This is a genomic window from Massilia sp. Mn16-1_5, assembly GCF_004798585.1.
In the GTDB taxonomy this organism is placed as follows: domain Bacteria; phylum Pseudomonadota; class Gammaproteobacteria; order Burkholderiales; family Burkholderiaceae_D; genus Telluria.
In genome coordinates, this window is the sequence record NZ_PPXQ01000002.1 from 286,571 (window position 1) to 312,016 (window position 25,446).

Sequence of the window (25,446 nt, forward strand, 5' to 3'; positions counted from 1 at the left end):
ATGAACTTTACGAAAACCCTCATCGCCCTCGGCTGCGTGACGCTGCTGGGTGCCTGCCAGACTGTTTCGCAGGAAGGCGCGCAAATGGGCGTGCGCGTGGAAGACGCGAATTCGCCGACCGCGCGCATCATGTACGACCAGGTCGTCATCCTCGACAAGGTCCTGCAGAACGCCAAGACCGGCAAGATCGCCATCGAAGGCCAGGGCGCCAGCCGCACCCCGACCGGCACCCTGAAGGTGACCGTCGCCGTGCGCAACCGCACCGACTTCAACCAGACCCTGGAACTGCGCACCAGCTACTTCGACAGCGGCTTCGGCCCGACCGAGAAGCCGTCCGGCTGGACCCGCCTGCACCTGGATCCGAACGGCGTCGGCCACTACCAGGAAAGCTCGATGGGCACCGGCAACGTCGCCCACTACTACGTCGAAGTGCGGGAGGCGCGGTGATCAAGCGCAGCCTGTTCGCCGCCCTGATGGCGGTCTCCGCCGTGGCCTCGAGCCAGCATCTGGAAGCCCCGCGCCAGATCGGTGCCGCACCAGCCGCCCAGCCTGGCGTCTCGGATCCCTCGGACACCGGCGTGATGGCCGCGCCTAGCGATGCCGGCAGCCTGCGCAAGTGGTACGCCGCCCAGCGCCGTCCGGGCGTGGTGCTGTACTTCGAGCGCAAGCTCGAGCAGCTGCCGCCGGGCTGGCGTGGCGCCACCCGCCTGCACATCGAGGACAAGCGCCTGGTCGACGGCAAGGAATCGAGCCGTAACGTGACCGTCGGCGTCGAGCGCAACGTCGCCAACGAAGCCCCAAGCTCGCAGTTCGTTTCCCTGTTCCAGCAGTCGCTGCAGCAGGAGATGAAGCGCCAGCAGATGACCGTGCTCGACAGCGCGGTCCTGCAGCGCAAGCTCTCCAGCACGGGTGCACAAGGCGACATCGAGTACAAGTCCTTCAAGGGCGCGGCCCGCTTCGTGTTCGAAGTCGAGCTGCTGAGCCTGAACGGCAAGTGGGAACTGGTCGGCACGCTGAAGGACATCCACAGCGGCGCCCTGGTTTCCAGCGTCAACCTGCCAATCGACGGTATCGCTGCGCGCGCCGACATGGACCGCGCCAGCCGCTCGCTGGTGGCACGCCTGCTGCAATCGCAGGTCGGGTAAGCACACCCCTGCGGCCGCCGATTTGGGCGGCCCGGCGGTTCTGGGCGATAATGGCGGCATCTTGCCGGCCGTTTTGCCCGGAACCGCGTCTTTCGCGCCGGTTCCTGCCGGCGCTTTCTATTTAGGATTCCCAGATTATGTTGAGCTACCGCCACGCCTTTCACGCGGGTAACCATGCCGACGTCCTCAAGCATTTCGTCCAGGTGCAACTGCACCAGTACATGAATCAAAAGGACACGGCCTATACCTATATCGACACCCATTCGGGGGCCGGCGTGTATGCGCTCGACAGCAACTTCGCCACCAAAAATGCCGAGTTCGACACCGGCATCGGCCCGCTGTGGGGGCGCACCGACCTGCCGCCGGCGCTGGCCGAGTACGTCGACCTGGTGCGCGGCATGAACCCGAGCGGCAAGATGCGCTACTACCCGGGCTCGCCCTGGGTGGCCGACCAGATGACGCGGCCTGACGACCGCCTGCGCCTGTTCGAGCTGCATCCGGCCGACAGCAAGATCTTGGCAGACAATTTCCGCAAGGCGGAAGCGCACAAGGCGGAGCAGGGCGAGCGCGCGCGCGGCCGGCGCGTGATGATCGAGCGCGGCGACGGCTTCATGAGCCTGAAGGCGCTGCTGCCGCCGCCATCGCGCCGCGCGCTGGTGCTGATCGACCCGCCGTATGAAGTCAAGGACGACTACCGCAAAGTAAAAGATGCGCTGGAGGAGGCGCTCGGCCGCTTCCCGAGCGGCATGTTCGCTGTCTGGTATCCGGTGCTGCAGCGTATGGAGTCGCGCCAGTTCGCAGACCGCCTGAAGCGCCTGCCGGCCAAGGAATGGCTGAACGTCACGCTGACCGTCTCCACGCCCGGTCCGGACGGCTTCGGCCTGCACAGCAGCGGCATGTTCATCCTGAATCCGCCCTATACGCTGGAGCCGCTGCTGCGCGAAGTCATGCCGTATCTGGTGAAAGTGCTGGGCAAGGATGCCGGCGCGAGCTTCCTGATCGAACGCGGCACTCAGGTGACCGGTGCGGCGGCCGGCCGCGTCGGTGCCGGCGGGACTGCGCGCCAGCCGGTCGGCAACGCGCGCCGCGCCAGCCCGCTGTCGGGCACGGGCAGCCTGCGCCTGCCGGGCCAGGCGATGCCGACGCGCGATGCCGGCGCCAAGGATGCGGCCCGTCCGGATGGCGCCGCCGCGAAGGTGAACGCCGCGGCGCGCGCCAAGCGCTTTTCGCGTCCGGAAGCCGAGCGTCCGGACGAGCGTTTCGATCCGGCGCGTGATCCCGGCAAGGCGCCGCGTGCGCGCTATGCGGACGAGCGTCCGCGCGTGCCGGGCGCGCGTCCGGAGCGGGCGGCGGGTGGGCGGCCTGGTTCGGGACGGCCAGTCGCCGGCGCCGGCACCGGTCCGGCACGGCCGCCGCGCAAACGCGGCTGATCGCCCGCGGGGCCAGCCGGTCCCGCTTTTCCTACGCTATCGAAGCGCTGCTTTCATGGAATGCGGGTCATTTACGCAACGCTGGAGCGCGTCCGTTTCGATGTAAAAATGTAAAGATTCCTGCGATGGTGTATAGTCATCTCAGGGTGCGCACCGATGCGCATGCCTTGCCGCGCCCGCTGCGCCGCAAGGCTTTTCAGGAGTTGACATGCATGCCGCAGCAAGGCCGGTATCGACGATACCGGCCGATGAATTTTTCCTGGCACGCCAGCCCATCCTGGGCCGTGGCGAGCATCTGGTTGCTTACGAGCTGCTGTTTCGCGCAGCCGCCGAGCACGATGACGCACGCCTGACCGACGGCGCGTCGGCCACCGCGGCGGTCATCGCCCATGCGTCGCAGCTGGGGCTGGAGCAGGTGGTGGGCAACAAGCTGGCATTCGTCAATGTGGACGACGTCGTCCTGATGAGCGACTACGTGCGTTTCCTGCCGCCGAATAAGGTTATCCTCGAAATCCTCGAAACCGTCAAGCCGACTGAGCCTTTGCTGGCCCGGATTGCCGAGCTGAAGGAGCTGGGCTTCACTTTCGCGCTGGACGACGTCGTTCATCACAGCGAGGAGGTCGAACAATTACTCGGCCTGGTCGACGTGGTGAAGATCGACCTTCAGGGCGTGGCGCCCGAAGCGCTGGCGCACCTGGCCGCCTCGCTGCGCAAGGCCAACAAGAAACTGTTGGCGGAAAAGGTGGAGACCCAGCAGGAATTCCGGCTGTGCCTGGAGCTGGGTTTCGAATACTTCCAGGGCTATTATTTTGCGCGCCCCGTGATCCTCAGCGGCCGCAAGATCACGCCTTCCGAGTTGGTGATCCTGCACCTGCTCGAACTGATCAATTCGGACGCCGACGATGCCGCCATCGAAACCGCGGTCAAGCGCGACCCGCTGATCAGCCTGAACCTGCTGCGCCTGGTAAACAGCCGCGCCGCCGGGCCGGAGCATCGCATCGAATCGATCTCCGAAGCCCTGGTGCAACTGGGCCGCAAGCAATTGCGGCGCTGGCTGCAGATCCTGATGTTCGCGGCGCCCGGCAGCAAGGTCGAACTGAATTCGCCGTTGCTGCAGCTGGCCACCACGCGCGGCAAGCTGCTCGAGCTGATGTCGCTGGAGGTCTATCCGCTGGACGTGAACGGCGCCGAGCGCGCCTTTACGGTCGGCATCATGTCGCTGGCCGATGCGCTGTTCTCGATGCCGATGGCCGACATCCTCGACAACGTCGAACTGGCCGACGACGTGCGCGCCGCGCTGCTCGAACGCAGCGGCGACCTCGGCGCCATGCTGGTCGTCGTCGAGCGCCTGGAAAAGGCCGATACCGGGAGGCAGTTCACGGCCGCCTTGCGCAAGCTGGGGCTGACCTCGAAGCAGGTGCGCGAGATCGAGCTGGCAGCGTTTGACTGGGTGAGCGAGCTCGTTCACGATGCTGCTTAAAAAGGTGGAGTCAGGACTCCACCCTACCTGATCCGTAGGGTGGAGTCCTGACTCCACGCGTTTCACGGCATCCAGACCCACGCCACCATTATTGACCCAGAAACAGGAAAACGGTCGGTTTCTTGTGGAAGTCCGGCATCTTCCCGCCCGCCAGTTGCGCCTTCCACTTCGCCGCCGTCAGGGTGCGCACCGATTCGGTCGCCAGCGACAGGTCCGTCGCCACGCAGATCAGCGTGCCCGGCTGGCAACTCGCCACCAAGGCTTCCAGCATCTGCCCATTCCGGTAAGGCGTCTCGATCAGCAACTGCGTCTGCTTTTCCAAACGCGAACGCGCCTCCAGCTCGCGGATGCGCTTGGTGCGCGCCGCGGCGTCCGTCGGCAGGTAGCCGTTGAAGGCGAAGCTCTGGCCGTTGAGGCCGCTTGCCATCACGGCCAGCAGCAGGGAGGAGGGGCCGACCAGCGGGCGCACCGTCACGCCATGCTGGTGCGCCAGGCGGACCAGGTCGGCGCCCGGGTCGGCCACGGCCGGCACGCCGGCTTCCGACACCAGGCCGGCATCCTCGCCGGCCAGCAGCGGCTCCAGCAATTGCGCGAGCGCGGCGGCCGGGGTGTTGACGTTGAGTTCGGCGATGCGGATCTCTTGCAGGGGTTTCGCCAGCGGGTGGTCGATCGCGACCAGTTTCAGGAAGGCGCGTGCGGTTTTCGCGTTCTCGGCGACGAAGTAGCTCAGCTGCGAGGTGAGCGCCTGCACCTGGCCGGGCAGGACGTGGTTGAGGGCGCCGGATGCGGCGTCGGTAGGGCCAAGGGTGTTCGGAATCAGGTAAAGGGTGCCAGGCATAAATAAAGTAAACAGTTAAATACCGAAGAAGCGCACGCCGGCGCGGCGCAGCATGCCGGTCAGGGCGATCAGGGGCAGGCCGGTGAGGGCGGTGGGGTCGGAAGAATCGATGCGTTCGAGCAGGGCGATGCCCAGGCCCTCGTTCTTGGCGCTGCCGGCGCAATCGTAGGGCTGCTCGATGCGCAGGTAGGCGTCGAGCTCGGCGTCCGGCAGGTCGCGGAAACGCACGAAGACCTGGACGTTTTCCACCTGAGCCGTGCCGTCGCGGCCGTCCCACAGGCACAGTGCCGTGTGGAACACCACCTCGCGTCCGCGCATCGTTTGCAGCTGCGCCAGCGCTCGTGCGTGGTCGCCCGGCTTGCCGATCTGGGCGCCGTCCAGCGTGGCGACCTGGTCGGAGCCGATCACGAGTGCGCCCGGATGCCGCAGGGCGATCGCCTCGGCCTTGGCCCGTGCCAGGCGCAAGGCGGTGGCTTCAGGCGCTTCGCCGGGCAGGGGCGTTTCAATGATGTGCGGGGCAATCGCCTCGAAGGGCAGGTGCAGGCGTCCCAGCAGTTCGCGGCGGTAGCTGGAACTGGATGCCAGGATCAGGCGCGGCGTGGAAGAACTTGGTATCATGGGCGCGCTTTAGCGTGTATTTATTAGAAAAGCAGATAGATGAGTCATCCCGGCAAGTAAAGCTGATGGATCGGCCATCGTAGAATGCACGGCCGTCCTATGGCACAACAGATCGCAGCGCCAGGAGCCAAAAAAACGCGCAAGTCTTTGACTGCACGAGGATAACCCTGTTATTATCGCAGGTTTTCCGGGGACGTTTTCTGCAATGAGCGCTTTTGTCATCGACGCCTTTGAGTTCTGCCGTAATAATGGCTATCGCGAAGGGGTGACCCCGGTCACGGAAATGACCCGTCTTGCCGCCGACTGCGCCAACGCCAGCGGCGAGATCGCCTGGTCGATCCAGGGCGGCACGACGCCGCAAGGCTATCCGACCATGACCTTGTCGGTGGCCGGTCCGGTTCAGCTGGTCTGCCAGCGTTGCCTGACCCCGTTTGATTACCGCATCGATTCGTCGACCCAGCTGGTACTGGGGCGCGACGACGAGGAAGCGGACCAGATCGAGGAAATCCTCGACGACGAAAGCATCGACGTGATCGTCGGCAGCCACACTGCCGACATCCGCCAGCTGCTCGAGGACGAAGCCCTGCTGGCCCTGCCGCAGGCGCCGAAGCACGAGGTTTGTCCAGACACCACGCTGCTGGATGGCCTGAAGTCTGAAAAGGTATCGCCGTTCGCCGGCTTGAAGAACCTGAAATCCGAATAAGTTAGTAGTAAAGCAGTTGTAGTCAAACGCGCGCACAGTCGAGTATGTCAGGGCAGCGTTATTAAATATTCCGGCCATCGCGAGGTTGCCGGTGGGATACTCGATGTGCATGTTTTTGCAAATCGATTGTGTTAGAATTTTAGAACTTTAGTATTAGGAGTCATCATGGCAGTTCAGCAGAATAAGAAGTCCCCATCGAAGCGCGGTATGCACCGTTCGCACGATTTCCTGGTTGCCCCTAACCTGGCAGTCGAGCCGACCACCGGTGAAACCCACCTGCGTCACCACATCAGCCCGAACGGCTTCTACCGTGGTCGCAAAGTCCTGAAGACCAAGAACGACGAGTAATCGCCGTCTTGCTTTTCTGTACCATGAAAGCGGTGCAACGTATGTTGAGTGCGTGGCGCCGCTTTTTATTTGTCCCCGGTCGCCGTAGTTTGCGCACCACCACGGTTGCTCGTCCGAACCGGCATCGCGCCTCAGAGCGCATGCATCTTGCCGCCCACCTCGTGTGAGTCGCGGTACTACCCCCACAGATGACAATTAAAATATCCATCGACTGCATGGGCGGAGACCATGGTCCTTCCGTTACCATTCCTGCAGCCTTGTCCTTCCTGAAGCAACAGCCGGAAGCCGAACTGATTCTCGTCGGCCTGGAAGAAACCCTGCGCGCCGAACTGAAAAAACACAACGCCGAGAATACGCCTCGACTGTCGATCAAGCACGCCTCCGAAGTGGTGGCGATGGACGATCCGGTCGAAGTTGCGCTGCGCCGTAAGAAAGATTCCTCGATGCGCGTCGCCGTCGAGCTGGTCAAGGAAGGCACGGCCAACGTCGCCGTTTCCGCCGGTAACACCGGCGCCCTGATGGCCGTCTCGCGCTATGTGCTCAAGACCATGGCCGGTGTCGACCGCCCGGCGATCTGCTCGATCTTGCCGAACCAGAAGAACGGCCCCACCTACATGCTCGACCTCGGCGCCAACGTCGACTGCAGCCCGCACCACCTGCACCAGTTCGCGATCATGGGCTCGGTCCTGGTCTCGGCCATGGAAGGCATCAAGAAACCGACCATCGGCCTGCTGAACGTCGGCACCGAAGAGATCAAGGGCAACGACGTCGTCAAGGAAACGGCTGTGCTGCTGCGCGCCGACCACGAGCGTGGCGCCCTGAATTTCTATGGCAACGTCGAAGGCAATGACATCTTCAAGGGCACCACCGATATCGTCGTTTGCGACGGCTTTGTCGGCAATGTGACCCTGAAAGCCGTTGAAGGCTTGTCGCGCTTCGTGAAATCCGTGTTCAAGCAGAACGTGCTGTCGATGATGGGTGCGGTACTGGCCAGGAACTCGCTGAAGAAACTGAATCCGGAGCGCTACAACGGCGCCAGCCTGCTCGGCCTGAAGGGCCTGGTCTTCAAGAGCCATGGCGGCGCGAATGCGTATGCTTTCGAATGGGCAATCAAACGCGCTTTCGATGCGGCAAAATATAATGTACAAGAGCAGCTCTCGACGATGATCGCCGAGTTGATGCCAGACACGCCTGACGCCCAGCGCCAGGTTTGATAGACGACGGAACACGGTTGGAGATGCAATGACTGTCTACAGCAAAATCATCGGCACCGGCAGCTACCTGCCGGCGCGCAGGGTCAGCAACGACGAACTGGCGGCCGAGCTCGCCACGAAGGGTATCGAGACTTCGGACGAATGGATCAGCTCGCGCAGCGGCATTTCCGCTCGCCACTATGCCGCCGCCGACCAGCAAGCCTCGGACCTCGCCGTCGAAGCGGCACTGCGCGCCCTCGAGGCGGCCGGCAAGAGCCCGGGCGACATCGACATGGTCATCGTCGCCAGCTCCACGCCGGATTTCCAGGGCAGCTTCCCCAGCACCGCCTGTGTCGTGCAGCGTAAACTCGGCATGGCCAACCACAGCGCCGCCTTCGACGTGCAGGCCGTCTGCAGCGGCTTCGTCTACGCGGTCGCGACCGCCGACGCCTTCATCAAGGCCGGCATGCACAAGACGGTGCTCGTGATCGGCGCCGAAGTGTTCTCGCGCATCCTGAATTTCGAAGACCGTACCACCTGCGTGCTATTCGGCGACGGCGCCGGCGCCGTGGTCATGACGGCTTCCAGCGAGCCGGGCATCCTGGCCGCCAAGCTGCATGCCGACGGCACCCATGGCGACATCCTCTCGATTCCGCCGAACCCGGCCGGCAGCCCGGCCAGCGGCGGCTTCCTGCACATGGATGGCCAGGCCGTGTTCAAGCTGGCCGTCACCGTGCTGGAAGAGGTCGCCACCGAAGTGCTGGACGCGGCCAAGCTGTCCGCTTCCCAAGTCGACTGGCTGATCCCGCACCAGGCCAATATCCGCATCATGAAGAGCACGGCCAAGAAACTCGGGCTGCCGATCGAGCGCATGGTGGTTACCGTGGACGAGCACGGCAACACCTCGGCCGCCTCGATCCCGCTGGCGCTCGATCTTGCCGTGCGCGACGGTCGCATCAAAGCAGGCGACAATATCCTGATGGAAGGTGTCGGCGGCGGCTTCACCTGGGGCGCCGTCCTCGCCCGCATGTAATCACAAGGAATAACAAGATGAGCAAATTCGCATTTCTGTTCACCGGCCAGGGCGCGCAAGCGGTCGGCATGCTGAACGGTTTCGCCGGCAATGCCGTGGTCGAACAAACCGTCGCCGAGGCGTCGGACGCCCTGGGCATGGACATCGGCAAGCTGATCGCCGAAGGCCCGAAGGAAGACCTCGATCTCACCACCAACACCCAGCCGGTCATGCTGACCGCCGCCGTCGCCGTCTACCGCGCCTGGATCGCGGCCGGCGGCCCGGTGCCGAGCGTCGTTGCCGGCCATAGCCTGGGCGAATACTCGGCCCTGGTCGCCGCCGGTGTGATCGATTTCAAGGATGCGGTGCCGCTGGTGCGTTTCCGCGCCCAGTCGATGCAGGAAGCGGTGCCGGTCGGGCAGGGCGGCATGGCCGTCGTGCTGGGTCTGACCGCCGACGACGTGCGCGCAGTATGTGCACAAGCGGCAGAGGGTGAAGTGGTCGAGGCCGTGAACTTCAACGAGCCGACCCAGATCGTGATCGCCGGGCATGCCGGCGCCATCGACCGCGCCTGCGAGATCGCCAAGGCCAAGGGCGCCAAGCGCGCCATGAAGCTGGCCGTGTCGGCGCCGTTCCACTCCTCGCTGTTGAAACCCGCCTCGGACCGCCTGCGCGAGTACATGGCGAACATCACCTTCCACGCGCCACGTATCGATTTGATCAACAACGTCGATGTGGCTATCCTGAATGAGCCGGAGGCGATCAAGGATGCCCTGGTGCGCCAGGCGGCCGGCGCCGTGCGCTGGGTCGAGACGATGCAGAAGATGGCGGCCGAGGGTGTCACCCAGGTCATCGAATGCGCACCGAGCAAGACCCTGATCGGCATGGCGAAACGCATCGATCCGGTGCTGGTGGGCGAGGCCCTGACGGACCAGGCTGCGCTCGAGCGCGTGCTGGCCAGTATCAAAGGCGCCTGAGCTTAGGCCCGTTTTAAAAAAGGAAAAGAATGAATCTGGAGAACCAAGTCGCTCTCGTCACCGGTGCCTCACGCGGCATCGGCAAGGCCATCGCCCTCGAGCTGGCCCGCCAGGGCGCGAAAGTCGTCGGCACCGCCACCAGCGAATCCGGCGCGCAAGCAATCACCGCCTACCTGTCCGAATTCGGCGGGCAGGGCATGGTCCTGAACGTGACCGACGCGGAAAACTGCACGGCCGTCATCGACGCCGTGCAGAAGAACGTCGGCAGCATCGCTATCCTTGTCAACAATGCCGGCATCACCCAGGACAACCTGGCCATGCGCATGAAGGACGAGGAGTGGGACAGCGTGATCGCGACCAACCTCACCGCCGTCGGCCGCCTCTCGCGCGCCGTGCTGCGCGGCATGATGAAGGCCAAGCACGGCCGCATCATCAACATCACTTCCGTCGTCGGCTCTTCGGGCAATCCGGGCCAGATGAACTACGCGGCCGCCAAGGCCGGCGTGGCCGGAATGACCCGTGCGCTGGCACGCGAAATCGGCAGCCGCAACATCACTGTCAATTGCGTCGCCCCCGGCTTCATCGACACCGACATGACCAAGGCACTGGGCGAAGGCCAGCACGAAGCCCTGTTGACCCAGATTCCGCTGGGCCGGCTCGGCCAGCCGGAAGACATCGCCCATGCGGTGGCCTTCCTGGCCGGTCCGACCGCTTCCTACGTCACCGGTACCACGCTGCACGTAAATGGCGGCATGTACATGAATTAAGCGAAATCTGCCGCCACGGGGCATACGTTTGGAAAGCGCCCTATTTACATCGCGGCAGAATCTCATCTTTTAGCAGGAGTTTCGGCTGAATTAGCGTCAGACGCCGAAAATAGTTTTTCAGCGCGCAAACCTGATAAAATGCGCGCACTTTCCGCAACACATACCTAATGGAGCCATAACATGTCGGATATCGAACAACGCGTTAAAAAAATCGTCGCTGAGCAACTGGGTGTTGCAGAAGCCGACATCAAAATCGAGTCCTCGTTCGTTGACGACCTCGGCGCTGATTCCCTGGACACCGTCGAACTGGTGATGGCCCTGGAAGACGAGTTCGAAATGGAAATCCCTGACGAGCAGGCCGAGAAAATCACCACCGTCAAGCAAGCGATCGACTACGCGACCGCGCACGTCAAGGCCTAAGCGGGCCTAAGCTGTTTTAGTTTTCGGGAGAATCGCTTGAGCCGTTCACGCAACCGCCGCGTTGTCATTACCGGCCTGGGCTGCGTTTCCCCCATCGGCAACAATATCGCCGATGCGTGGAGCGCAGCGCTGGCCGGCAAGTCGGGCATTGCCAACATCACCAGGTTCGATGCTACGCCGTTTTCGACCCGCTTTGCCGGCGAGGTCAAGGGTTTCAATATCGAGGATTACATCCCCGCCAAGGAAGCCCGCAACATGGATACCTTCATCCATTTCGGCATGGCAGCGGGTATCGAAGCCCTGCAGGATTCGGGCATTGAAGTCACCGAAGAGAATGCCGACCGTATCGGCGTGATCGTCGGTTCCGGCATTGGCGGCTTGCCGCGCATCGAAGAGCAGAAGGACGAGTACGACAAGCGCGGCCCGCGCCGCATTTCGCCGTTCTTCGTGCCTGCGTCGATCATCAACATGATCTCGGGCGACCTCTCGATCAAATTCGGGTTGCGCGGTCCGAACCTGGCCATCGTCACGGCCTGCACCACCGGCCTGCACTGCATCGGCGCGGCCGGCCGCCTGATCGAATACGGCGACGCCGACGTGATGATCGCCGGCGGTGCCGAGTCGACCATCTCGCCGCTGGGCCTGGGCGGTTTCGCCTCGGCGCGCGCGCTGTCCTCGCGCAACGAGGATCCGGCGACCGCGTCGCGTCCCTGGGACCGCGACCGCGACGGCTTCGTGCTGGGCGAGGGCGCCGGTGTCATGGTGCTGGAAGAGTACGAGCACGCCAAGGCGCGCGGCGCGAAGATCTACGCCGAGCTGCTGGGCTTTGGCATGAGCGCGGACGCCAACCACATTACTGCGCCGATGGAAGACGGCAGCGGCGCGAGCCGTTGCATGGTGTCGGCCATGAGCAATGCCGGGATTAATCCTGACCAGGTGCACTACGTCAACGCACACGGCACCTCGACGCCGCTGGGCGACCTGGCCGAAGTGCAGGGCATCAAGCGCACCTTCGGCGATCACGCGCAGAAGCTGGTGGTCAACTCGACCAAGTCGATGACCGGCCACCTGCTGGGCGGCGCCGGCGGCCTCGAGTCCGTGTTCACGGTGCTGGCGATCCACAACCAGGTCTCGCCGCCGACGATCAACCTGTTCAACCAGGATCCGGCCTGCGATCTCGATTTCGTGGCGAACACCGCCCGCGACATGCAGATCGACTACGCCGTGAAGAACTCGTTCGGCTTCGGCGGTACCAACGGTACCCTCGTCTTCGCCAAGGTTTAATAGTTCATATTGAACCTGCCGCGCCCGGTAGTGTCTAAACTACCGGGCGCCTGACCCTGCCGCACCCCGCGCGCGGCAGGCGTTCCGTTTCACTTTCCCCTCATCCGATGTCCCTTGCCGTGTCCGCACGTGTTGCGCCCTCGCGCCGTTTGCGCGCGGGCCTGCTGCTGTTCGCGCTGGCACAGCTGTGCGCCGCGCTGACGGTCGGCCTGGTGTTGCCGGAGCGCGTCGCCGGTGCCCCTTTTTGCGCGGCTTTTTTCCTCCTTGCAGCGCTCTTCTTGCTGCACGGATGGGCGGGTGCGACTAAGACGCACCAGATTGATGTATCTGGAACCGGCAGCATCCGCCTGACGGTACAACAGGAGATGGAAGCCGATCCGCTGGCCTCCAACGGATTCGTGGTCACGCTGTTGCCCGCAACCCTGGTCTGGCCTGCGCTGCTCCTGCTGCACCTGGCCGACGAGGAGGGTGCGACCCACATCGTGCCGGTACTGCGCGACAGTCTTGCGCCGCCTGAATACCGGGCGCTGCGCGTGGCGATCGGCACCTTGTGCCGCCGCCCTGAACACGCGGCAACGGCGAACGAAATACTTTGAACTTATTGCAGTCGGCCAACTCTTAAGCTTGGAGGGAGATGCGATCCTCCGGCCGGCGCAGCCTTAATGGACACGGTCAGTGACGACAGAACGCGAGGGTGATCAACTGCTGGTCGAACGCGTCCAGGCCGGTGACAGGCAGGCGTTCGATTTGCTGGTGGCAAAGTATCAGCGCAGACTGATGCGTCTGGTGTCGCGCCTCGTGCACGATCCGGCGGAAGCCGAGGACGTGGTGCAGGAAACGTTTATCAAGGCTTTTCGCGCCTTGCGCCATTTCCGCGGAGAGTCCGCGTTTTATACCTGGCTATATCGAATTGGAATCAACACGGCAAAGAATTATCTCGTCACACAAGGCAGGCGCGCACCGACCTCTACCGAGGCAGATACGGAACGTGCTGAAGGGTTTGACGATGCGGACAGCTTGCGCGATATTAATACACCGGAATCGGTGTTAGCGAGCAAGCAGATTGCCTATACGGTCAATGCGGCCATGGAAGCACTGCCGCTGGAATTGCGGACGGCGATCGTCCTGCGCGAAATCGAGGGTTTGAGCTACGAAGAAATCTCCGAAGTGATGGCCTGTCCAATCGGGACGGTGCGCAGCAGGATTTTCCGCGCACGAGAGGTCATTGCCGAAAAATTGAAGCCTTTGCTCGATTTTCCGGCCGATAAACGTCGGTAGCTAGCGTTATCGCATTAACTGAATCCTGCCAGCCTGATAGAGGGCTGGGCAGGCTACCCAACCTGGGACTATCTGGATTACCTGGCTACTGGAACCGCCGATGGAAACGAACAAAAAAAACCGCGAACGTATTTCCGCCTTGTGCGACGACGCGTTGCCGAAAGACGATCATGAGCTCGCCTGCGCAGCCCTCGGCACGGCCGACGGGCAATCAGCGTGGGAAGTGTACCACCTGATCGGCGATGTGCTGCGCACGGGAGAGTCTGCCGACCTGTCGCCCGGCTTCGCGGCACGCCTGAGCGCGCGCCTGGCAAGCGAACCGATGCACCCGCGCCGCACCACGGCCGAGCTCGAGACCGCCAAGATGGCGGTTCCGGTGGCGCCGACCCTGTCGTCCTGATCCTCTCGTCCCGACTCCTCTCCGGCGGCCCGCCCGGTGCCGCCGCCATGCCCTCACGGGGCCAGCCGGCTGCCGGATCCCGTCCGGCCCGGCAGCGCGCACGCCCTCAGCCGCATGCGCGACAAAACGGCGGTTTTTGGCTTACCATAACGTCAATTTCCGTCCTCACCCCTGACTCCCATGACAAGCAAACCTTTTGCCAGCGTCCTCGTGTCGGCCCTGATGTTGACGTGCGCCGGCCTGTCCGTTCCCGCCACCGCCGCTGCGGCCGCCGCTGCGCCGGTCCCGACGCCGGTGGTGACGGGCCTGCCGGACTTCTCCGACCTGATCGACAAGGCCGGACCCGCCGTCGTCAACATCCGCACCACCGAACGCGTACGGATGGGGCAGGGCGGGCCGGGAGAGGAAGAGATGCAGGAATTCCTGCGCCGCTTCTTTGGCCAGCCGATCCCGCGCCGCCGCTCGCCCCAGCCGCAGCAGGAAGAGCAGGAAGTGCAGCGCGGCGTCGGCTCCGGCTTCATCATCTCCGACGACGGCTATGTGCTGACGAATGCCCACGTGGTCGAGGGCGCCGACGAGGTCACGGTCACGCTGACCGACCGCCGCGAATTCAAGGCCAAGGTGCTCGGTTCCGACCGCCGCTCCGACGTCGCCCTGCTGAAGGTCAGCGCGACGAATCTGCCTTACCTGCGCACCGGCGACTCGAGCAAGATCCGGGTTGGCGAATGGGTGATCGCGATCGGCTCGCCTTTTAACCTCGATAACACGGTGACGGCCGGCATCATCTCGGCCAAGTCGCGCGATACCGGCGAGTACTTGCCGCTGATCCAGAGCGACGTCGCCGTCAATCCCGGCAACTCGGGCGGCCCGCTGATCAATATGCGCGGCGAAGTCATCGGCATCAACTCGCAAATCGCCACGCTCTCCGGCGCCTACAACGGCATCTCCTTCGCCGTGCCGATCGACGAAGTCATGCGCGTGGCCGACCAGCTCAAGAAGACCGGCCGCGTCACGCGCGGGCGCCTGGGCGTGCAGATCAGCGAAGTCACGCGCGACGTCGCCGAGTCGCTCGGCCTGGGCAAGGCGCGTGGCGCCGAAGTGTCGATGGTGGAGGCGGGTGGTCCGGCCGAGAAGGGTGGCATCAAGGTCGGCGACATCATCCTGAAATTCAACGGCCAGCCGATCGAGACGACGCGCGACCTGCCGCGCCTGGTCGGTGCCACCAAGGTCGGCGCCCGCGCCAGCGTCACCGTCTGGCGCCGCGGCCAGCAGCTCGAGGTGCCGGTCACGATCGTCGCGCTGGAAGACGAAAAACTTGATGCCGCCAAGCCGCAGCCGAACAAGCCGACGCCGGGTGCCGCGCCGAACGCGCTCGGCCTGCACGTCTCCAACCTGAGCGCCGAACAGCGGCGCAGCCTGCGCCTGGAAGGCGGCGTCGTGGTCGATTCCTCCGAGGGCAGGGCCTCCACCGCCGGCGTTCGTGCGGGCGACATCATCCTGCAGATGAACAACGTCGAGATCAAGGATGCGGCCCAGTTCAATGCGCTGGCCGGCAAGCTCGATCCGAAGAAGAGCGTGGCGGTGCTGGTGCGGCGCGAGAACGTGACGCAATACCTCGTGATCAAGCCGGTCAAGTGATGGCGCAGTTCACCCTGTATTCGCGCAGTTACTGCCATCTCTGCGAGGACATGCTGGATGCCTTGCAGGCGCTGGCGCCGCAAGGGCGGCCGTTCGAGGTCGACGTGATCGACGTCGATGCCGATTCCGCGCTGGTCGAGCGCTTCGACGAGCTGGTGCCTGTATTGTTCGGGCAGCTGGACGAGCCGGAGCTGTGCCACTACTTTCTGGATGTCGAGGCCGTTCGCAACTATCTCGACCGGGAGTCGGTCAAGGTGACGTAGGGTAGGGTGGGCGCTCCGAGCCCACGCGGTCAACGTACGTCTGCGAAACGCACCAGCTAACTATCACCGCGTGGGCGGGAAATCCGCCCACCTTACATTCCTACAAATGACCTTATCGTGAAGCCACCGCCGCGGTGGGCACGGGGCGCCCACCCTACATTCCAATTTCCGGGCTTTCTACCCTGAAATCCGGTAAAATGCCTGGTTTGGAAAAGCGTTGGCCCCTGGTACTTCGGCTTTAGATGACACAAAGGCGCTCGCCTGGGGAAAACCAGCCCCACACGAAGCGCCTTTTTCGCATGGCGCCCGCTGTTTCGCCCCTTTTTGGTTTTGAGCTTTGTTAATGAACAACATACGTAACTTCTCCATCATCGCCCACATCGACCACGGCAAATCGACCCTGGCCGACCGCATCATCCAGCTGTGCGGTGGCCTGTCCGATCGCGAAATGGACGCGCAGGTGCTCGACTCGATGGACCTGGAGCGCGAGCGCGGCATTACCATCAAGGCGCAGACCGCGGCCCTGCAATACAAGGCGCGCGACGGCCAGACCTATAACCTGAACCTGATCGATACCCCGGGCCACGTCGACTTCAGCTATGAAGTCTCGCGCTCGCTGTCCGCCTGCGAAGGCGCGCTGCTCGTCGTCGATGCCTCGCAAGGCGTGGAAGCGCAGACGGTCGCGAACTGCTACACCGCGCTGGATCTCGGCGTCGAAGTGGTGCCGATCCTGAACAAGATCGACCTGCCGCACGCCGACCCGGACAACGCCAAGAAGGAAATCGAGGACGTCATCGGCATCGACGCGTCCGACGCCACCGTCTGCTCGGCCAAGACCGGCCTGGGCGTGGAAGACGTGCTGGAAACCCTGATCGCCAAGGTCCCGCCGCCAAAGGGCGACCCGGACGCGCCGCTGCAGGCCCTGATCGTCGACTCCTGGTACGACCCGTATGTCGGCGTCGTGATGCTGGTGCGCGTGGTCAACGGCACCCTGCGCCCGAAGGACAAGATCCTGCTGATGGCGACCGAATCGGTGAACCTGGTGGAAAACATCGGCATCTTCACGCCGCGCTCGGTCTCGCTGCCGCAGCTGTCCGCAGGGCAGGTGGGCTTCATCATTGCCGGCATCAAGGAGCTGACGGCCGCCAAGGTGGGCGATACCGTCACCCTGGCCAGCCGTCCGGCCCCCGAGCCGCTGCCGGGCTTCAAGGAAGTCCAGCCGCAGGTCTTCGCCGGCCTGTTCCCGGTCGAAGCGAACCAGTACGACGCCCTGCGCGACTCGCTGGAAAAGCTGAAGCTGAACGACGCCGCCCTGATGTACGAGCCGGAAGTCTCGCAGGCGCTGGGCTTCGGCTTCCGCTGCGGTTTCCTGGGCTTGCTGCACATGGAAATCGTGCAGGAACGCCTCGAACGCGAATTCGACATGGACCTGATCACCACCGCGCCGACCGTGGTGTACGAGGTCGAGATGCGCGACGGCTCCATCATCCGCGTCGACAACCCGTCGAAGATGCCGGAAACCTCGAAGATCAACGAAGTGCGCGAGCCGATCGTCGACGTCAATCTCTACATGCCGCAGGAATATGTCGGCTCGGTGATGACGCTGTGTAACGGCAAGCGCGGCATCCAGATGGACATGGCCTACCACGGCCGCCAGGTGAAGCTGCACTACGAGATCCCGATGGCGGAAATCGTGCTCGACTTCTTCGACCGCCTGAAATCGACCTCGCGCGGCTATGCCTCGATGGACTACGAGTTCAAGGAAAACCGCGCCGCCGACGTGGTGAAGGTCGACATGCTGATCAACAGCGAGAAGGTCGACGCGCTGGCGATCATCGTCCACCGCGCCAACGCGCCGTACCGCGGACGCCAGGTCGCGGCCAAGATGCGCGAACTGATCCCGCGCCAGATGTTCGACGTGGCAATCCAGGCGGCCATTGGCGCCACCATCATCTCGCGCGAAAACGTCAAGGCGCTGCGCAAGAACGTGCTGGCGAAGTGCTACGGCGGCGACGTCAGCCGCAAGAAGAAACTGCTTGAGAAACAAAAAGCCGGTAAGAAACGCATGAAACAGGTTGGTTCGGTGGAGATTCCACAGGAAGCCTTCCTCGCCATCCTTCAAGTGGAAGATAAATGAACCTGCAACCGATCCTGGGAAATTTCGCACTCATCCTCTTCGTACTCATGGTCGTCACGGGAGCCGTCTGGTTCCTGGACGTGTTCGTACTGGCCAAGAAACGCCGCGCCGCCGCCGACGCGGCGCTGGCCGAATACGATGCCCGTACGGCCAAGCTGACGGCCGACGGCATCAAGGTCGACAACAACGGCAACCGCGCCGCGATCGAAGCGGCGCACCTGCGCCAGCCAACCTGGGTCGAGTACTCGGGCAGTTTCTTCCCGGTGATCGCGCTGGTCTTTTTCCTGCGTTCCTTCCTGTGGGAGCCGTTCAAGATCCCGTCGAGCTCGATGGTGCCGACCCTGCTGGTCGGCGACCTGATCCTCGTGAACAAGTACACCTATGGCATCCGCCTGCCGATCGTGAACAAGAAGATCATCGAGATCAACGATCCGCAGCGTGGCGACGTCATGGTGTTCAAGTATCCGAAGGACATGAGCCAGGACTACATCAAGCGCGTCATCGGCGTGCCGGGCGACAAGATCACCTACGAAAACAAGCGCCTGACCGTGAACGGCGTGCCGGTAGAGTACACCCAGCTGGACGATTACCTGGACGACGAACGGCCGATCTACCACAAGCAGTTCGTGGAAAAGCTGCCGGGCATGGAGCACCGCATCCTGAACACGGACCCGGCGCGCTCTTTCAACCTCGACGGCGTGGAGAACTTCCCGCATCGCGAGGCCTGCGACTATTCGTATGATAAATTTACCTGTATCGTACCGGCAGGCAACTACTTCATGATGGGCGACAACCGCGACAACAGCGCGGACAGCCGTTACTGGGGTTTTGTCCCCGACAAGAATATTGTCGGCAAGGCCTTCCTGGTCTGGATGAACTTCGGCGATCCGAAGCGCATCGGCGGGATCAAGTAAGGCGTTCTTCGATCTCGGCAAGGAGTCATGATGCAGGTTTTTTCGCGTAAGCAAACGGCGCATTACCAGAAGGGTATGTCTCTCACCGGACTGATCCTGGTCCTGATGGTCATCGGCGTGTTTGCGCTGCTGGCCATCAAGATCGTGCCGTCCTACCTGGAGTTTCGTGCCGTGCGTGACGGCATGACGCGGGCAAAGGCGGCCGGCGGCAGCGTGGCCGAGATGCGCCAGACCTTCGACAAGTTTGCCGAGATCAATAACGTCGAAGCCATCCACGGCCGCGACCTGGTCATCAGCCGCGACGGCGCGAATCCGGAAATCAGTTTTGCCTACGAAAAGCGCATTCCCCTGACCGAACGCGCCACCCTCGTCATCGATTACGATGGCACGACCGACCCGAGCGGCGTGGTCGCCGCCAAAGCGGACTGATCCGCGCTGAGCGGATCCAGCCGCTCAGGTCCTGCATGCCGGCCTCGCGGCCGGCTTTTCCATGGCGCGCGCCGGCCGGCGCCGCCCAACCGAGCAGGAAGCGCCGCCTTTGCAGCGGCCGTACTACAATACATCGACAATGAATCTTCAGTTATTGCAAACGCGCTTGGGTTATACGTTCCGGGATGCTGGCCTCCTGCAGCAGGCCCTGACGCATCGCAGCCATAGCAGCCTGCATAACGAACGCCTGGAGTTCCTCGGCGACTCGATCCTGAACTGCGTCGTCGCCTCGATCCTCTACGAACGCTTCAGCCACCTGGACGAGGGCGATCTGTCGCGCCTGCGCGCCAACCTCGTCAAGCAGCAATCGCTCTACGAAATCGCCCAGAAACTGGAACTCTCGCAATTCCTGCGTCTCGGCGAAGGCGAACTCAAGTCGGGCGGTTTCCGCCGTCCCTCGATCCTGGCCGACACCCTGGAAGCCCTGCTGGGCGCGATCTTCCTCGACGCCGGTTTCGATGCCGCGCGCAACGTCATCCGCGCCTTCTACATCCCGCTGCTGGAAACGGTCGATCCCCGCACTTTGGGCAAGGACGCCAAGACCCTGCTGCAGGAATTCCTGCAGAGCCGCAAGATTTCCCTGCCGACGTATAACGTGATCGCCACCCATGGCGCCGCCCACAGCCAGGAATTCGAGATCGAATGCCTGGTGCCCAAGCTCGGCATCCAGGTCTTCGGCCGCGGCGGCAGCCGCCGCGCCGGCGAGCAGGCCGCCGCGCGCCTGGCGTTGGAAACGGCCGAGCAGGCCCTGCGCAAGACCCCGGCCGCCGGCCGCAAGGCCAAGCCGCGCGCCGCCCAGCTGAAACTGGCCGGCATCGCCACCATCCAGGGCGACGAGGCGGCCGACGGGCACGCAGTTGCCCCTACCAAACAAGCGTAACGAAACATGAATACCGAACACACCCCGGGCGAGCAGCCTGAAGATCCGTCCACCGAGAAAGAGGCGGTCGACATCGGCGCCTTCTTCCGCGAGCGCGGCGAGGCCGCCGCCACCCCGCAGGGCTTCCGCTGCGGCTACATCGCCATCGTCGGCCGCCCGAACGTGGGCAAGTCGACCCTGATGAACGTGCTGATCGGCGCCAAGGTGTCGATCACCTCGCGCAAGGCCCAGACGACGCGCCACCGCATCACCGGTATCCAGACCCATGACGATGCCCAGTTCATCTACGTCGATACGCCGGGTTTCCAGACGCGCCATTCGAATGCGCTGAACAAGACGCTGAACAAGACGGTCTCGAACACCCTGACGGCCTCGGACGTCGTGCTCTTCATCGTCGAGGCCGGCACCTTCGGCCCGGCCGACCAGCAAGTGCTCGACCTGCTGCCGAAGAATGTCCCGGTGATCCTGGTGATCAACAAGTCGGACCGCATGAAGGACAAGGCGACCCTGATGCCTTTCGCCCAGAAAGTGGCGAGCCTGCGCGACTTCACGGCCATCGTGCCGGTGTCGGCCAAGCTGCGCTTCCAGGTCGACGCGCTCGAGCGCGAGATCCGCACCCACCTGCCGGAAAACCCGCCGATCTTCGGGCCGGACGATATCACCGACCGCAGCGAAAAATTCCTCGCCGCCGAGATCGTGCGCGAAAAAGTGTTCCGCCTGCTGGGCGACGAGCTGCCCTATACCAGTACGGTGCTGATCGAGCAGTTCCTCCAGGAAGGCAATCTGCGCCGCGTCTTCGCCGCCATCCTGGTCGAGCGCGATACGCATAAATCGATGATCATCGGTAACAAGGGTGCGCGCCTGAAGGAAATCTCGACCCAGTCGCGCCTGGACATGGAAAAGCTGTTCGGCGGCCCCGTGTACCTGGAGATCTGGGTCAAGGTCAAGTCCGGCTGGGCCGACAACGAAGCGGGCCTGCGCGCCTACGGCTACGAGTAAGCGCCGGAGGACCGTTCCCCACGCATGACGAGCCTCGACACCAACTCCGAGAAGGAAACGGCCGACGCGACGCCGACGGCGTCGGCACCCGCGCAGCGCCGCAGCCGCGTGCCTGTGCGCGAAACCCGGGTGACGGGCCAGCCGGCCTTCGTCCTGCACAGCTATCCCTACAAGGAAACCAGCCTCATCGTCGACCTGTTTACGCGCGACCATGGCCGCATCGCGGTCGTGGCCAAGGGCGCGAAGCGGCCGTTGTCGAAGCTGCGCGGGGTGCTGCAGACCTTCCAGCCGCTATCCGTGTCGTGGAGCGGCAAATCGGAACTGCGCACCCTGGTCGACGCCGAATGGGTGGGCGGCATGCTCCCCATCGAACGCACGGCCTTGCTGTGCGGCTTTTATCTGAACGAACTGCTGGTGAAATTGCTGGCGCGCGACGACCCCCATCGCGCCTTGTTCGATCACTACATTTCGACGCTGAACGAACTCGCGCACGACGAACCGGCACAAATTGCCTTGCGAAAGTTCGAACGGGCCTTACTTAAGGAAACGGGCGTCGCCGCGGACCTGAGCCGCTCGACGACCAGCCGCGCGCTCGTCGAGGCGAGCGTCGATTACGTGGTCGATCCTGAGCGCGGCGCACGTGAAGCGCGCGTGTCCGATGTCTGGCCTGTCGTGTCCGGCAAGACCCTGCTCGACATGGAGCGCGAGGACTACGCCGACCCTGCCACCCAGGCGCAGAGCAAGCAATTGATGCGGTTCCTGCTGGCGCACCACCTGGGCGGGGTGCCGCTGAACACCCGGCAGATCTTGATCGATTTAATGCAGTTATAAATAACCGAAAAACCATGAGCTTCCTGCAACCCGTCGGCCCGGTCATCGACCTGGGCGTCAACATCGACCACATCGCCACCGTGCGCAATGCGCGCGGCACGGTCTATCCGGATCCGCTGCGCGCCGCGCTGCTGGCCGAGCAGGCCGGCGCCGACCTGATCACGCTGCACCTGCGCGAAGACCGCCGTCACATCAAGGATGCCGACGTGCTGGCGATGCGCCCGCAGCTGGCCACGCGCATGAACCTGGAAACCGCGGTGACCCAGGAAATGATCGACTTCGCCTGCCAGGTGCGCCCGCAGGACGTCTGCCTGGTGCCCGAGCGGCGCGAGGAAGTGACGACCGAAGGCGGCCTCGACGTGATCCGCTACTTCAAGGAAGTCGAGATGGCGGTCAAGCAGCTGAAAGGCGAGGGCATCCGCGTCTCGCTGTTCATCGACGCCGATGAAGCCCAGATCGCCGCCGCCCAGCAGACCGGCGCCACCGTGATCGAGCTGCACACGGGCCGCTATGCCGAGGCCGAAGGCGCCGAGGCCCTGCATGAACTGGAGCGCATCAAGCTCGGCGTGGCCGCCGGCGTGAAGCACGGCCTGGTGGTGAACGCCGGCCATGGCCTGCATTACACCAACGTGCAGCCGGTCGCCGCGATCCGCGACATCGCCGAGCTGAACATCGGCCATGCGATCGTCGCGCATGCGCTCTTCGCCGGCTGGGAAAATGCCGTGCGCGAGATGAAGGCGATCATGGTCGCCGCCCGCCTCGGCGTCAGCCTGGGGGCGCAGTGATCTACGGCATCGGCACCGACATCGTCCAGATCTCGCGTGTCGAGGCCGCGCTCGCACGCAACGAGCGCTTTGCCGAAAAGATCCTCGGCCCGCAGGAACTCGAAAAATTCCGCGCGCGCCGCGCCCGCAGCGAAGTGCGCGGCCTGCGTTTCCTCGCCACGCGCTTCTCGGCCAAGGAGGCCTTTTCGAAAGCCATCGGCCTCGGCATGCGCATGCCCATGACCTGGCGCTCGGCCCAGATGCTCAATGCCCCGAGCGGCAAGCCCGTCATCGTCTGCAGCGGCGCGCTCGAGGAATTCATGCGCGCGCATCGCCTGAGTGCGCAAGTCACCATCAGCGACGAAGCCGACTACGGCGTCGCCTTCGTGATCGTCACGCAGGACGCGCAATCTTAAACACCGACACGCAAGCAAAACACCTGTGACCAAGGAAGTGCCATCCCCCGAGCTGCCGCAGAACCCGGCGCCTGACAACGCCGTCCCCGACCATGTAGCGGAGGCGCCCGTGTCTTATGTAGCGGCGGGCGGTGCGGCCATGCCCGCGCCGCATCCGGTCGAGGACAAGCCGGTGCGTACGCGTAAGAGCAAGGCCGAGCCTGCGCCGCGTGCGCGTCCCGACGCCCGCCAGGTCATGAAGGAAGAACTGACGGCGACTCTCAGGGACGATGCCGCCGATCCCGTGAAGCCGAGCATGTCGGCGCGCGAACAGGTGCTGGCGACGGTCGCCAAGCTCCCCGGCCTGCCGGGCGTGTACCGCTATTTCGACGCCAACCAGAACGTGCTGTATGTCGGCAAGGCGCGCAACCTCAAGAACCGCGTGTCGAGCTACTTCCAGAAAAACCTGTCGAGTCCGCGCATCGCGATGATGGTGTCGCAGATCGCGCACCTGGAAACGACGGTCACGCACAGCGAGGCCGAAGCCCTGATCCTGGAAAACAACCTGATCAAGGCTTTGAAGCCGCGCTACAACATCCTGTTCCGCGACGACAAGAGCTATCCCTACCTGAAGATCACGGGCGGCGACTTCCCGCGCATGGCCTATTACCGCGGCGCCCTGGACAAGAAGAACCAGTACTTCGGACCTTTCCCGAGTGCCTGGGCGGTGAAGGAATCGATCCAGATCCTGCAAAAGGTCTTCATGCTGCGCACCTGCGAGGACAGCGTGTATGCCAACCGCACGCGTCCCTGCCTGCTGCACCAGATCGGCCGCTGCAGCGGGCCTTGCGTGAACCTGATCGACAAGGACGAGTACAGGCTGGACGTCGAGAACGCCGCGAAGTTCCTGCGCGGACGCCAGACCGAGGTCATGGAAGACCTGCAGCACAAGATGCAGGGCTTCGCCGAAAAGCTGATGTTCGAGCAGGCCGCCGGCGTGCGCAACCAGATCCAGTCGCTCTCGCGCGTGCTGCACCAGCAGAGCATGGAAACGACGGGCGACGCCGACGTCGACGTCATCGCCGTGGTGGTGCAGGGCGGCCGCGCCTGCGTCAACCTGGCCATGGTGCGCGGCGGGCGCCACCTGGGCGACCGCGCCTACTTCCCGACCCAGGTCGGCGAAGCGCTGACCGAGGGTTCGATCGAATGCGAAGTGCTGGCCGCCTTCCTGGTCCAGCACTACACCGACAAGTTCGTGCCGAACTGCCTGATCCTGAATATCGAGTTCGACCAGCCCGAATTGATGATGGCGCTGACCGAGCAGTGCGGCCACCGCATCAACCTGATCTTCCAGCCGCAAGGGCAGCGCCGTCAGTGGCTTGAGCTCGCTCAAAAGGGTGCGGAGATCTCTCTGGCCCGCCTGCTGTCTGAACAAGGGTCGCAGCAGTCGCGTACGCGCGCGCTGGCCGAGGCCTTGTCGCTGGACGCGACCGATCTCGAGACCTTGCGCATCGAATGCTTCGACATCAGCCACACGGCAGGGGAGGCGACCCAGGCATCCTGCGTGGTGTTCCACCACCACGCGATGCAGAACTCGGAATACCGGCGCTACAACATCAACGGCATCACGCCGGGCGACGACTATGCGGCCATGCGCCAGGTTTTGATGCGCCGGTACGAGAAGGTCGCGGGCGGCGAGGGCGTCATGCCCGACGTCGTGCTGGTCGACGGCGGCAAGGGCCAGGTCGAGATGGCGCGCCAGGTGTTTTCCGAGCTGGGCCTGGACATCGGCCTGATCGTCGGCGTGGCCAAGGGAGAAGGGCGCCGCGTGGGCCTGGAAACCCTGATCTTCGCCGACGGCCGCACGGCGCAGGAGCTGGGCAAGGAATCGGCCGCGCTGATGCTGGTGGCACTGATCCGCGACGAGGCGCACCGCTTCGCCATCACCGGCATGCGCGCCAAGCGCGCCAAGGCGCGCCAGGCCTCGCGCCTGGAAGAGATCGAAGGCATCGGCGCCAAGCGCCGCCAGCGCCTGCTGGCCCGCTTCGGCGGCCTGCGCGGCGTGATCGATGCGAGCGTCGAAGACCTGTGCAGCGTGGAGGGCATTTCGACGGCGCTGGCTGAGGAAATTTACCGCCAGCTGCATTGAACCGCCAATGCTGTGCGGGCACCGCGAACGCGTGGAGTCCCGACTCCACGCGGTACAGCGTCCGCATATCGTCACCGTGTCTCCTGCCGAGCTC

28 protein-coding genes are annotated in these 25,446 nt (G+C 63.9%); 26 read left to right on the forward strand and 2 right to left on the reverse strand.

The window, feature by feature from the left end:
- The 4 genes from C2862_RS03330 (at position 1) to C2862_RS03345 (ending at position 4,055) form a co-directional block, all read left to right on the forward strand.
- The gene (locus tag C2862_RS03330; protein WP_136218690.1) at positions 1-447 is read left to right on the forward strand and encodes a hypothetical protein; all 447 of its coding nucleotides are present in this window, start codon (positions 1-3) and stop codon (positions 445-447) included.
- On the forward strand, positions 444-1,145 hold the full coding sequence (locus tag C2862_RS03335; RefSeq protein ID WP_136218691.1) for a hypothetical protein: 702 nt from the start codon (positions 444-446) through the stop codon (positions 1,143-1,145). The genes C2862_RS03330 and C2862_RS03335 overlap by 4 nt, the downstream gene beginning before the upstream one ends.
- Before the next feature lie 137 nt (positions 1,146-1,282).
- Positions 1,283-2,575, forward strand: a complete 1,293-nt coding sequence (locus tag C2862_RS03340) for a 23S rRNA (adenine(2030)-N(6))-methyltransferase RlmJ (protein ID WP_229467267.1) — start codon at positions 1,283-1,285, stop codon at positions 2,573-2,575.
- 208 nt (positions 2,576-2,783) lie between these two features.
- Positions 2,784-4,055: an EAL and HDOD domain-containing protein gene (locus tag C2862_RS03345; protein ID WP_136218692.1), complete on the forward strand. Its 1,272-nt coding sequence runs from the start codon at positions 2,784-2,786 to the stop codon at positions 4,053-4,055.
- A gap of 88 nt (positions 4,056-4,143) precedes the next feature.
- Here the strand turns inward: C2862_RS03345 and C2862_RS03350 are convergent, their stop codons facing one another.
- Together C2862_RS03350 and C2862_RS03355 are read right to left on the reverse strand one after the other, a co-directional pair.
- Positions 4,144-4,893: an SAM-dependent methyltransferase gene (locus tag C2862_RS03350; protein WP_136218693.1), complete on the reverse strand. Its 750-nt coding sequence runs from the start codon at positions 4,891-4,893 to the stop codon at positions 4,144-4,146.
- A 15-nt stretch (positions 4,894-4,908) separates the two neighbouring features.
- Positions 4,909-5,511, reverse strand: coding sequence for a Maf-like protein (locus tag C2862_RS03355; RefSeq protein ID WP_136218694.1), 603 nt, complete (start codon positions 5,509-5,511; stop codon positions 4,909-4,911).
- A gap of 205 nt (positions 5,512-5,716) precedes the next feature.
- On the opposite strand from C2862_RS03355, the gene C2862_RS03360 reads away from it, so the two are divergent.
- The 22 genes from C2862_RS03360 to uvrC all read left to right on the forward strand — a co-directional run bounded on the left by C2862_RS03360 (position 5,717) and on the right by uvrC (position 25,352).
- Positions 5,717-6,214 (forward strand): DUF177 domain-containing protein, encoded by a 498-nt coding sequence (locus tag C2862_RS03360; protein WP_136218695.1) that lies wholly within the window; start codon positions 5,717-5,719, stop codon positions 6,212-6,214.
- 165 nt (positions 6,215-6,379) lie between these two features.
- Entirely contained in the window at positions 6,380-6,562 is a 183-nt protein-coding gene (gene rpmF, locus C2862_RS03365) for a 50S ribosomal protein L32 (protein ID WP_028104096.1), read from the forward strand.
- Between the two features lie 188 nt (positions 6,563-6,750).
- Complete coding sequence (gene plsX, locus C2862_RS03370) at positions 6,751-7,776, forward strand: phosphate acyltransferase PlsX (protein WP_136218696.1); 1,026 nt, start codon at positions 6,751-6,753, stop codon at positions 7,774-7,776.
- 28 nt (positions 7,777-7,804) lie between these two features.
- Entirely contained in the window at positions 7,805-8,788 is a 984-nt protein-coding gene (locus C2862_RS03375) for a beta-ketoacyl-ACP synthase III (RefSeq protein ID WP_136218697.1), read from the forward strand.
- 17 nt (positions 8,789-8,805) lie between these two features.
- Entirely contained in the window at positions 8,806-9,744 is a 939-nt protein-coding gene (gene fabD, locus C2862_RS03380) for an ACP S-malonyltransferase (RefSeq protein ID WP_136218698.1), read from the forward strand.
- Positions 9,745-9,773: 29 nt separating this feature from the next.
- A complete protein-coding gene (gene fabG, locus C2862_RS03385; RefSeq protein ID WP_136218699.1) occupies positions 9,774-10,511 on the forward strand; it encodes a 3-oxoacyl-ACP reductase FabG in 738 nt (245 codons plus the stop codon).
- Positions 10,512-10,691: 180 nt separating this feature from the next.
- Complete coding sequence (gene acpP, locus C2862_RS03390; protein ID WP_020653257.1) at positions 10,692-10,931, forward strand: acyl carrier protein; 240 nt, start codon at positions 10,692-10,694, stop codon at positions 10,929-10,931.
- Positions 10,932-10,967: 36 nt separating this feature from the next.
- Positions 10,968-12,215, forward strand: a complete 1,248-nt coding sequence (gene fabF / locus C2862_RS03395) for a beta-ketoacyl-ACP synthase II (RefSeq protein WP_136218700.1) — start codon at positions 10,968-10,970, stop codon at positions 12,213-12,215.
- Positions 12,216-12,322: 107 nt separating this feature from the next.
- The gene (locus C2862_RS03400) at positions 12,323-12,811 is read left to right on the forward strand and encodes a protein YgfX (RefSeq protein ID WP_136218701.1); all 489 of its coding nucleotides are present in this window, start codon (positions 12,323-12,325) and stop codon (positions 12,809-12,811) included.
- A 79-nt stretch (positions 12,812-12,890) separates the two neighbouring features.
- The gene (rpoE, locus tag C2862_RS03405) at positions 12,891-13,493 is read left to right on the forward strand and encodes an RNA polymerase sigma factor RpoE (protein ID WP_056333972.1); all 603 of its coding nucleotides are present in this window, start codon (positions 12,891-12,893) and stop codon (positions 13,491-13,493) included.
- Positions 13,494-13,593: 100 nt separating this feature from the next.
- Positions 13,594-13,893, forward strand: coding sequence for a sigma-E factor negative regulatory protein (locus C2862_RS03410; RefSeq protein WP_136218702.1), 300 nt, complete (start codon positions 13,594-13,596; stop codon positions 13,891-13,893).
- A 180-nt stretch (positions 13,894-14,073) separates the two neighbouring features.
- Positions 14,074-15,531 (forward strand): DegQ family serine endoprotease, encoded by a 1,458-nt coding sequence (locus C2862_RS03415; RefSeq protein ID WP_136218703.1) that lies wholly within the window; start codon positions 14,074-14,076, stop codon positions 15,529-15,531.
- Positions 15,531-15,794, forward strand: a complete 264-nt coding sequence (locus tag C2862_RS03420; protein WP_136218704.1) for a glutaredoxin family protein — start codon at positions 15,531-15,533, stop codon at positions 15,792-15,794. The genes C2862_RS03415 and C2862_RS03420 overlap by 1 nt, the downstream gene beginning before the upstream one ends.
- Before the next feature lie 343 nt (positions 15,795-16,137).
- On the forward strand, positions 16,138-17,931 hold the full coding sequence (lepA, locus tag C2862_RS03425) for a translation elongation factor 4 (protein ID WP_136218705.1): 1,794 nt from the start codon (positions 16,138-16,140) through the stop codon (positions 17,929-17,931).
- Complete coding sequence (lepB, locus tag C2862_RS03430; RefSeq protein ID WP_136218706.1) at positions 17,928-18,845, forward strand: signal peptidase I; 918 nt, start codon at positions 17,928-17,930, stop codon at positions 18,843-18,845. Before lepA ends, lepB begins: the two co-directional genes overlap by 4 nt.
- A 75-nt stretch (positions 18,846-18,920) precedes the next feature.
- On the forward strand, positions 18,921-19,274 hold the full coding sequence (locus C2862_RS03435) for a DUF4845 domain-containing protein (RefSeq protein ID WP_229467268.1): 354 nt from the start codon (positions 18,921-18,923) through the stop codon (positions 19,272-19,274).
- Positions 19,275-19,413: 139 nt separating this feature from the next.
- Positions 19,414-20,214, forward strand: coding sequence for a ribonuclease III (gene rnc, locus C2862_RS03440; protein WP_136218707.1), 801 nt, complete (start codon positions 19,414-19,416; stop codon positions 20,212-20,214).
- Positions 20,215-20,220: 6 nt separating this feature from the next.
- Positions 20,221-21,213: a GTPase Era gene (gene era, locus C2862_RS03445; RefSeq protein ID WP_229467269.1), complete on the forward strand. Its 993-nt coding sequence runs from the start codon at positions 20,221-20,223 to the stop codon at positions 21,211-21,213.
- Between the two features lie 24 nt (positions 21,214-21,237).
- Entirely contained in the window at positions 21,238-22,044 is an 807-nt protein-coding gene (gene recO / locus C2862_RS03450) for a DNA repair protein RecO (RefSeq protein ID WP_136218708.1), read from the forward strand.
- A gap of 14 nt (positions 22,045-22,058) precedes the next feature.
- Positions 22,059-22,829 (forward strand): pyridoxine 5'-phosphate synthase, encoded by a 771-nt coding sequence (locus C2862_RS03455; protein WP_136218709.1) that lies wholly within the window; start codon positions 22,059-22,061, stop codon positions 22,827-22,829.
- A complete protein-coding gene (acpS, locus tag C2862_RS03460; RefSeq protein ID WP_136218710.1) occupies positions 22,826-23,224 on the forward strand; it encodes a holo-ACP synthase in 399 nt (132 codons plus the stop codon). Before C2862_RS03455 ends, acpS begins: the two co-directional genes overlap by 4 nt.
- 295 nt (positions 23,225-23,519) lie before the next feature.
- The gene (gene uvrC, locus C2862_RS03465; RefSeq protein ID WP_136218796.1) at positions 23,520-25,352 is read left to right on the forward strand and encodes an excinuclease ABC subunit UvrC; all 1,833 of its coding nucleotides are present in this window, start codon (positions 23,520-23,522) and stop codon (positions 25,350-25,352) included.
- Positions 25,353-25,446 lie beyond the last annotated feature (94 nt).

What these genes read in the sequence shown, in the direction of transcription:
- C2862_RS03330 (WP_136218690.1), top strand. Translation starts at nt 1, where the DNA reads ATGAACTTTACGAAAACCCTCATCGCCCTCGGCTGCGTGACGCTGCTG.
- C2862_RS03340 (WP_229467267.1), top strand. Translation starts at nt 1,283, where the DNA reads ATGTTGAGCTACCGCCACGCCTTTCACGCGGGTAACCATGCCGACGTC.
- C2862_RS03345 (WP_136218692.1), top strand. Translation starts at nt 2,784, where the DNA reads ATGCATGCCGCAGCAAGGCCGGTATCGACGATACCGGCCGATGAATTT.
- C2862_RS03350 (WP_136218693.1), bottom strand. Translation starts at nt 4,893, where the DNA reads ATGCCTGGCACCCTTTACCTGATTCCGAACACCCTTGGCCCTACCGAC.
- C2862_RS03355 (WP_136218694.1), bottom strand. Translation starts at nt 5,511, where the DNA reads ATGATACCAAGTTCTTCCACGCCGCGCCTGATCCTGGCATCCAGTTCC.
- C2862_RS03360 (WP_136218695.1), top strand. Translation starts at nt 5,717, where the DNA reads ATGAGCGCTTTTGTCATCGACGCCTTTGAGTTCTGCCGTAATAATGGC.
- rpmF (WP_028104096.1), top strand. Translation starts at nt 6,380, where the DNA reads ATGGCAGTTCAGCAGAATAAGAAGTCCCCATCGAAGCGCGGTATGCAC.
- plsX (WP_136218696.1), top strand. Translation starts at nt 6,751, where the DNA reads ATGACAATTAAAATATCCATCGACTGCATGGGCGGAGACCATGGTCCT.
- C2862_RS03375 (WP_136218697.1), top strand. Translation starts at nt 7,805, where the DNA reads ATGACTGTCTACAGCAAAATCATCGGCACCGGCAGCTACCTGCCGGCG.
- fabD (WP_136218698.1), top strand. Translation starts at nt 8,806, where the DNA reads ATGAGCAAATTCGCATTTCTGTTCACCGGCCAGGGCGCGCAAGCGGTC.
- fabG (WP_136218699.1), top strand. Translation starts at nt 9,774, where the DNA reads ATGAATCTGGAGAACCAAGTCGCTCTCGTCACCGGTGCCTCACGCGGC.
- acpP (WP_020653257.1), top strand. Translation starts at nt 10,692, where the DNA reads ATGTCGGATATCGAACAACGCGTTAAAAAAATCGTCGCTGAGCAACTG.
- C2862_RS03400 (WP_136218701.1), top strand. Translation starts at nt 12,323, where the DNA reads ATGTCCCTTGCCGTGTCCGCACGTGTTGCGCCCTCGCGCCGTTTGCGC.
- C2862_RS03410 (WP_136218702.1), top strand. Translation starts at nt 13,594, where the DNA reads ATGGAAACGAACAAAAAAAACCGCGAACGTATTTCCGCCTTGTGCGAC.
- C2862_RS03415 (WP_136218703.1), top strand. Translation starts at nt 14,074, where the DNA reads ATGACAAGCAAACCTTTTGCCAGCGTCCTCGTGTCGGCCCTGATGTTG.
- C2862_RS03420 (WP_136218704.1), top strand. Translation starts at nt 15,531, where the DNA reads ATGGCGCAGTTCACCCTGTATTCGCGCAGTTACTGCCATCTCTGCGAG.
- lepA (WP_136218705.1), top strand. Translation starts at nt 16,138, where the DNA reads ATGAACAACATACGTAACTTCTCCATCATCGCCCACATCGACCACGGC.
- lepB (WP_136218706.1), top strand. Translation starts at nt 17,928, where the DNA reads ATGAACCTGCAACCGATCCTGGGAAATTTCGCACTCATCCTCTTCGTA.
- C2862_RS03435 (WP_229467268.1), top strand. Translation starts at nt 18,921, where the DNA reads ATGTCTCTCACCGGACTGATCCTGGTCCTGATGGTCATCGGCGTGTTT.
- rnc (WP_136218707.1), top strand. Translation starts at nt 19,414, where the DNA reads ATGAATCTTCAGTTATTGCAAACGCGCTTGGGTTATACGTTCCGGGAT.
- era (WP_229467269.1), top strand. Translation starts at nt 20,221, where the DNA reads ATGAATACCGAACACACCCCGGGCGAGCAGCCTGAAGATCCGTCCACC.
- recO (WP_136218708.1), top strand. Translation starts at nt 21,238, where the DNA reads ATGACGAGCCTCGACACCAACTCCGAGAAGGAAACGGCCGACGCGACG.
- C2862_RS03455 (WP_136218709.1), top strand. Translation starts at nt 22,059, where the DNA reads ATGAGCTTCCTGCAACCCGTCGGCCCGGTCATCGACCTGGGCGTCAAC.
- uvrC (WP_136218796.1), top strand. Translation starts at nt 23,520, where the DNA reads ATGTCGGCGCGCGAACAGGTGCTGGCGACGGTCGCCAAGCTCCCCGGC.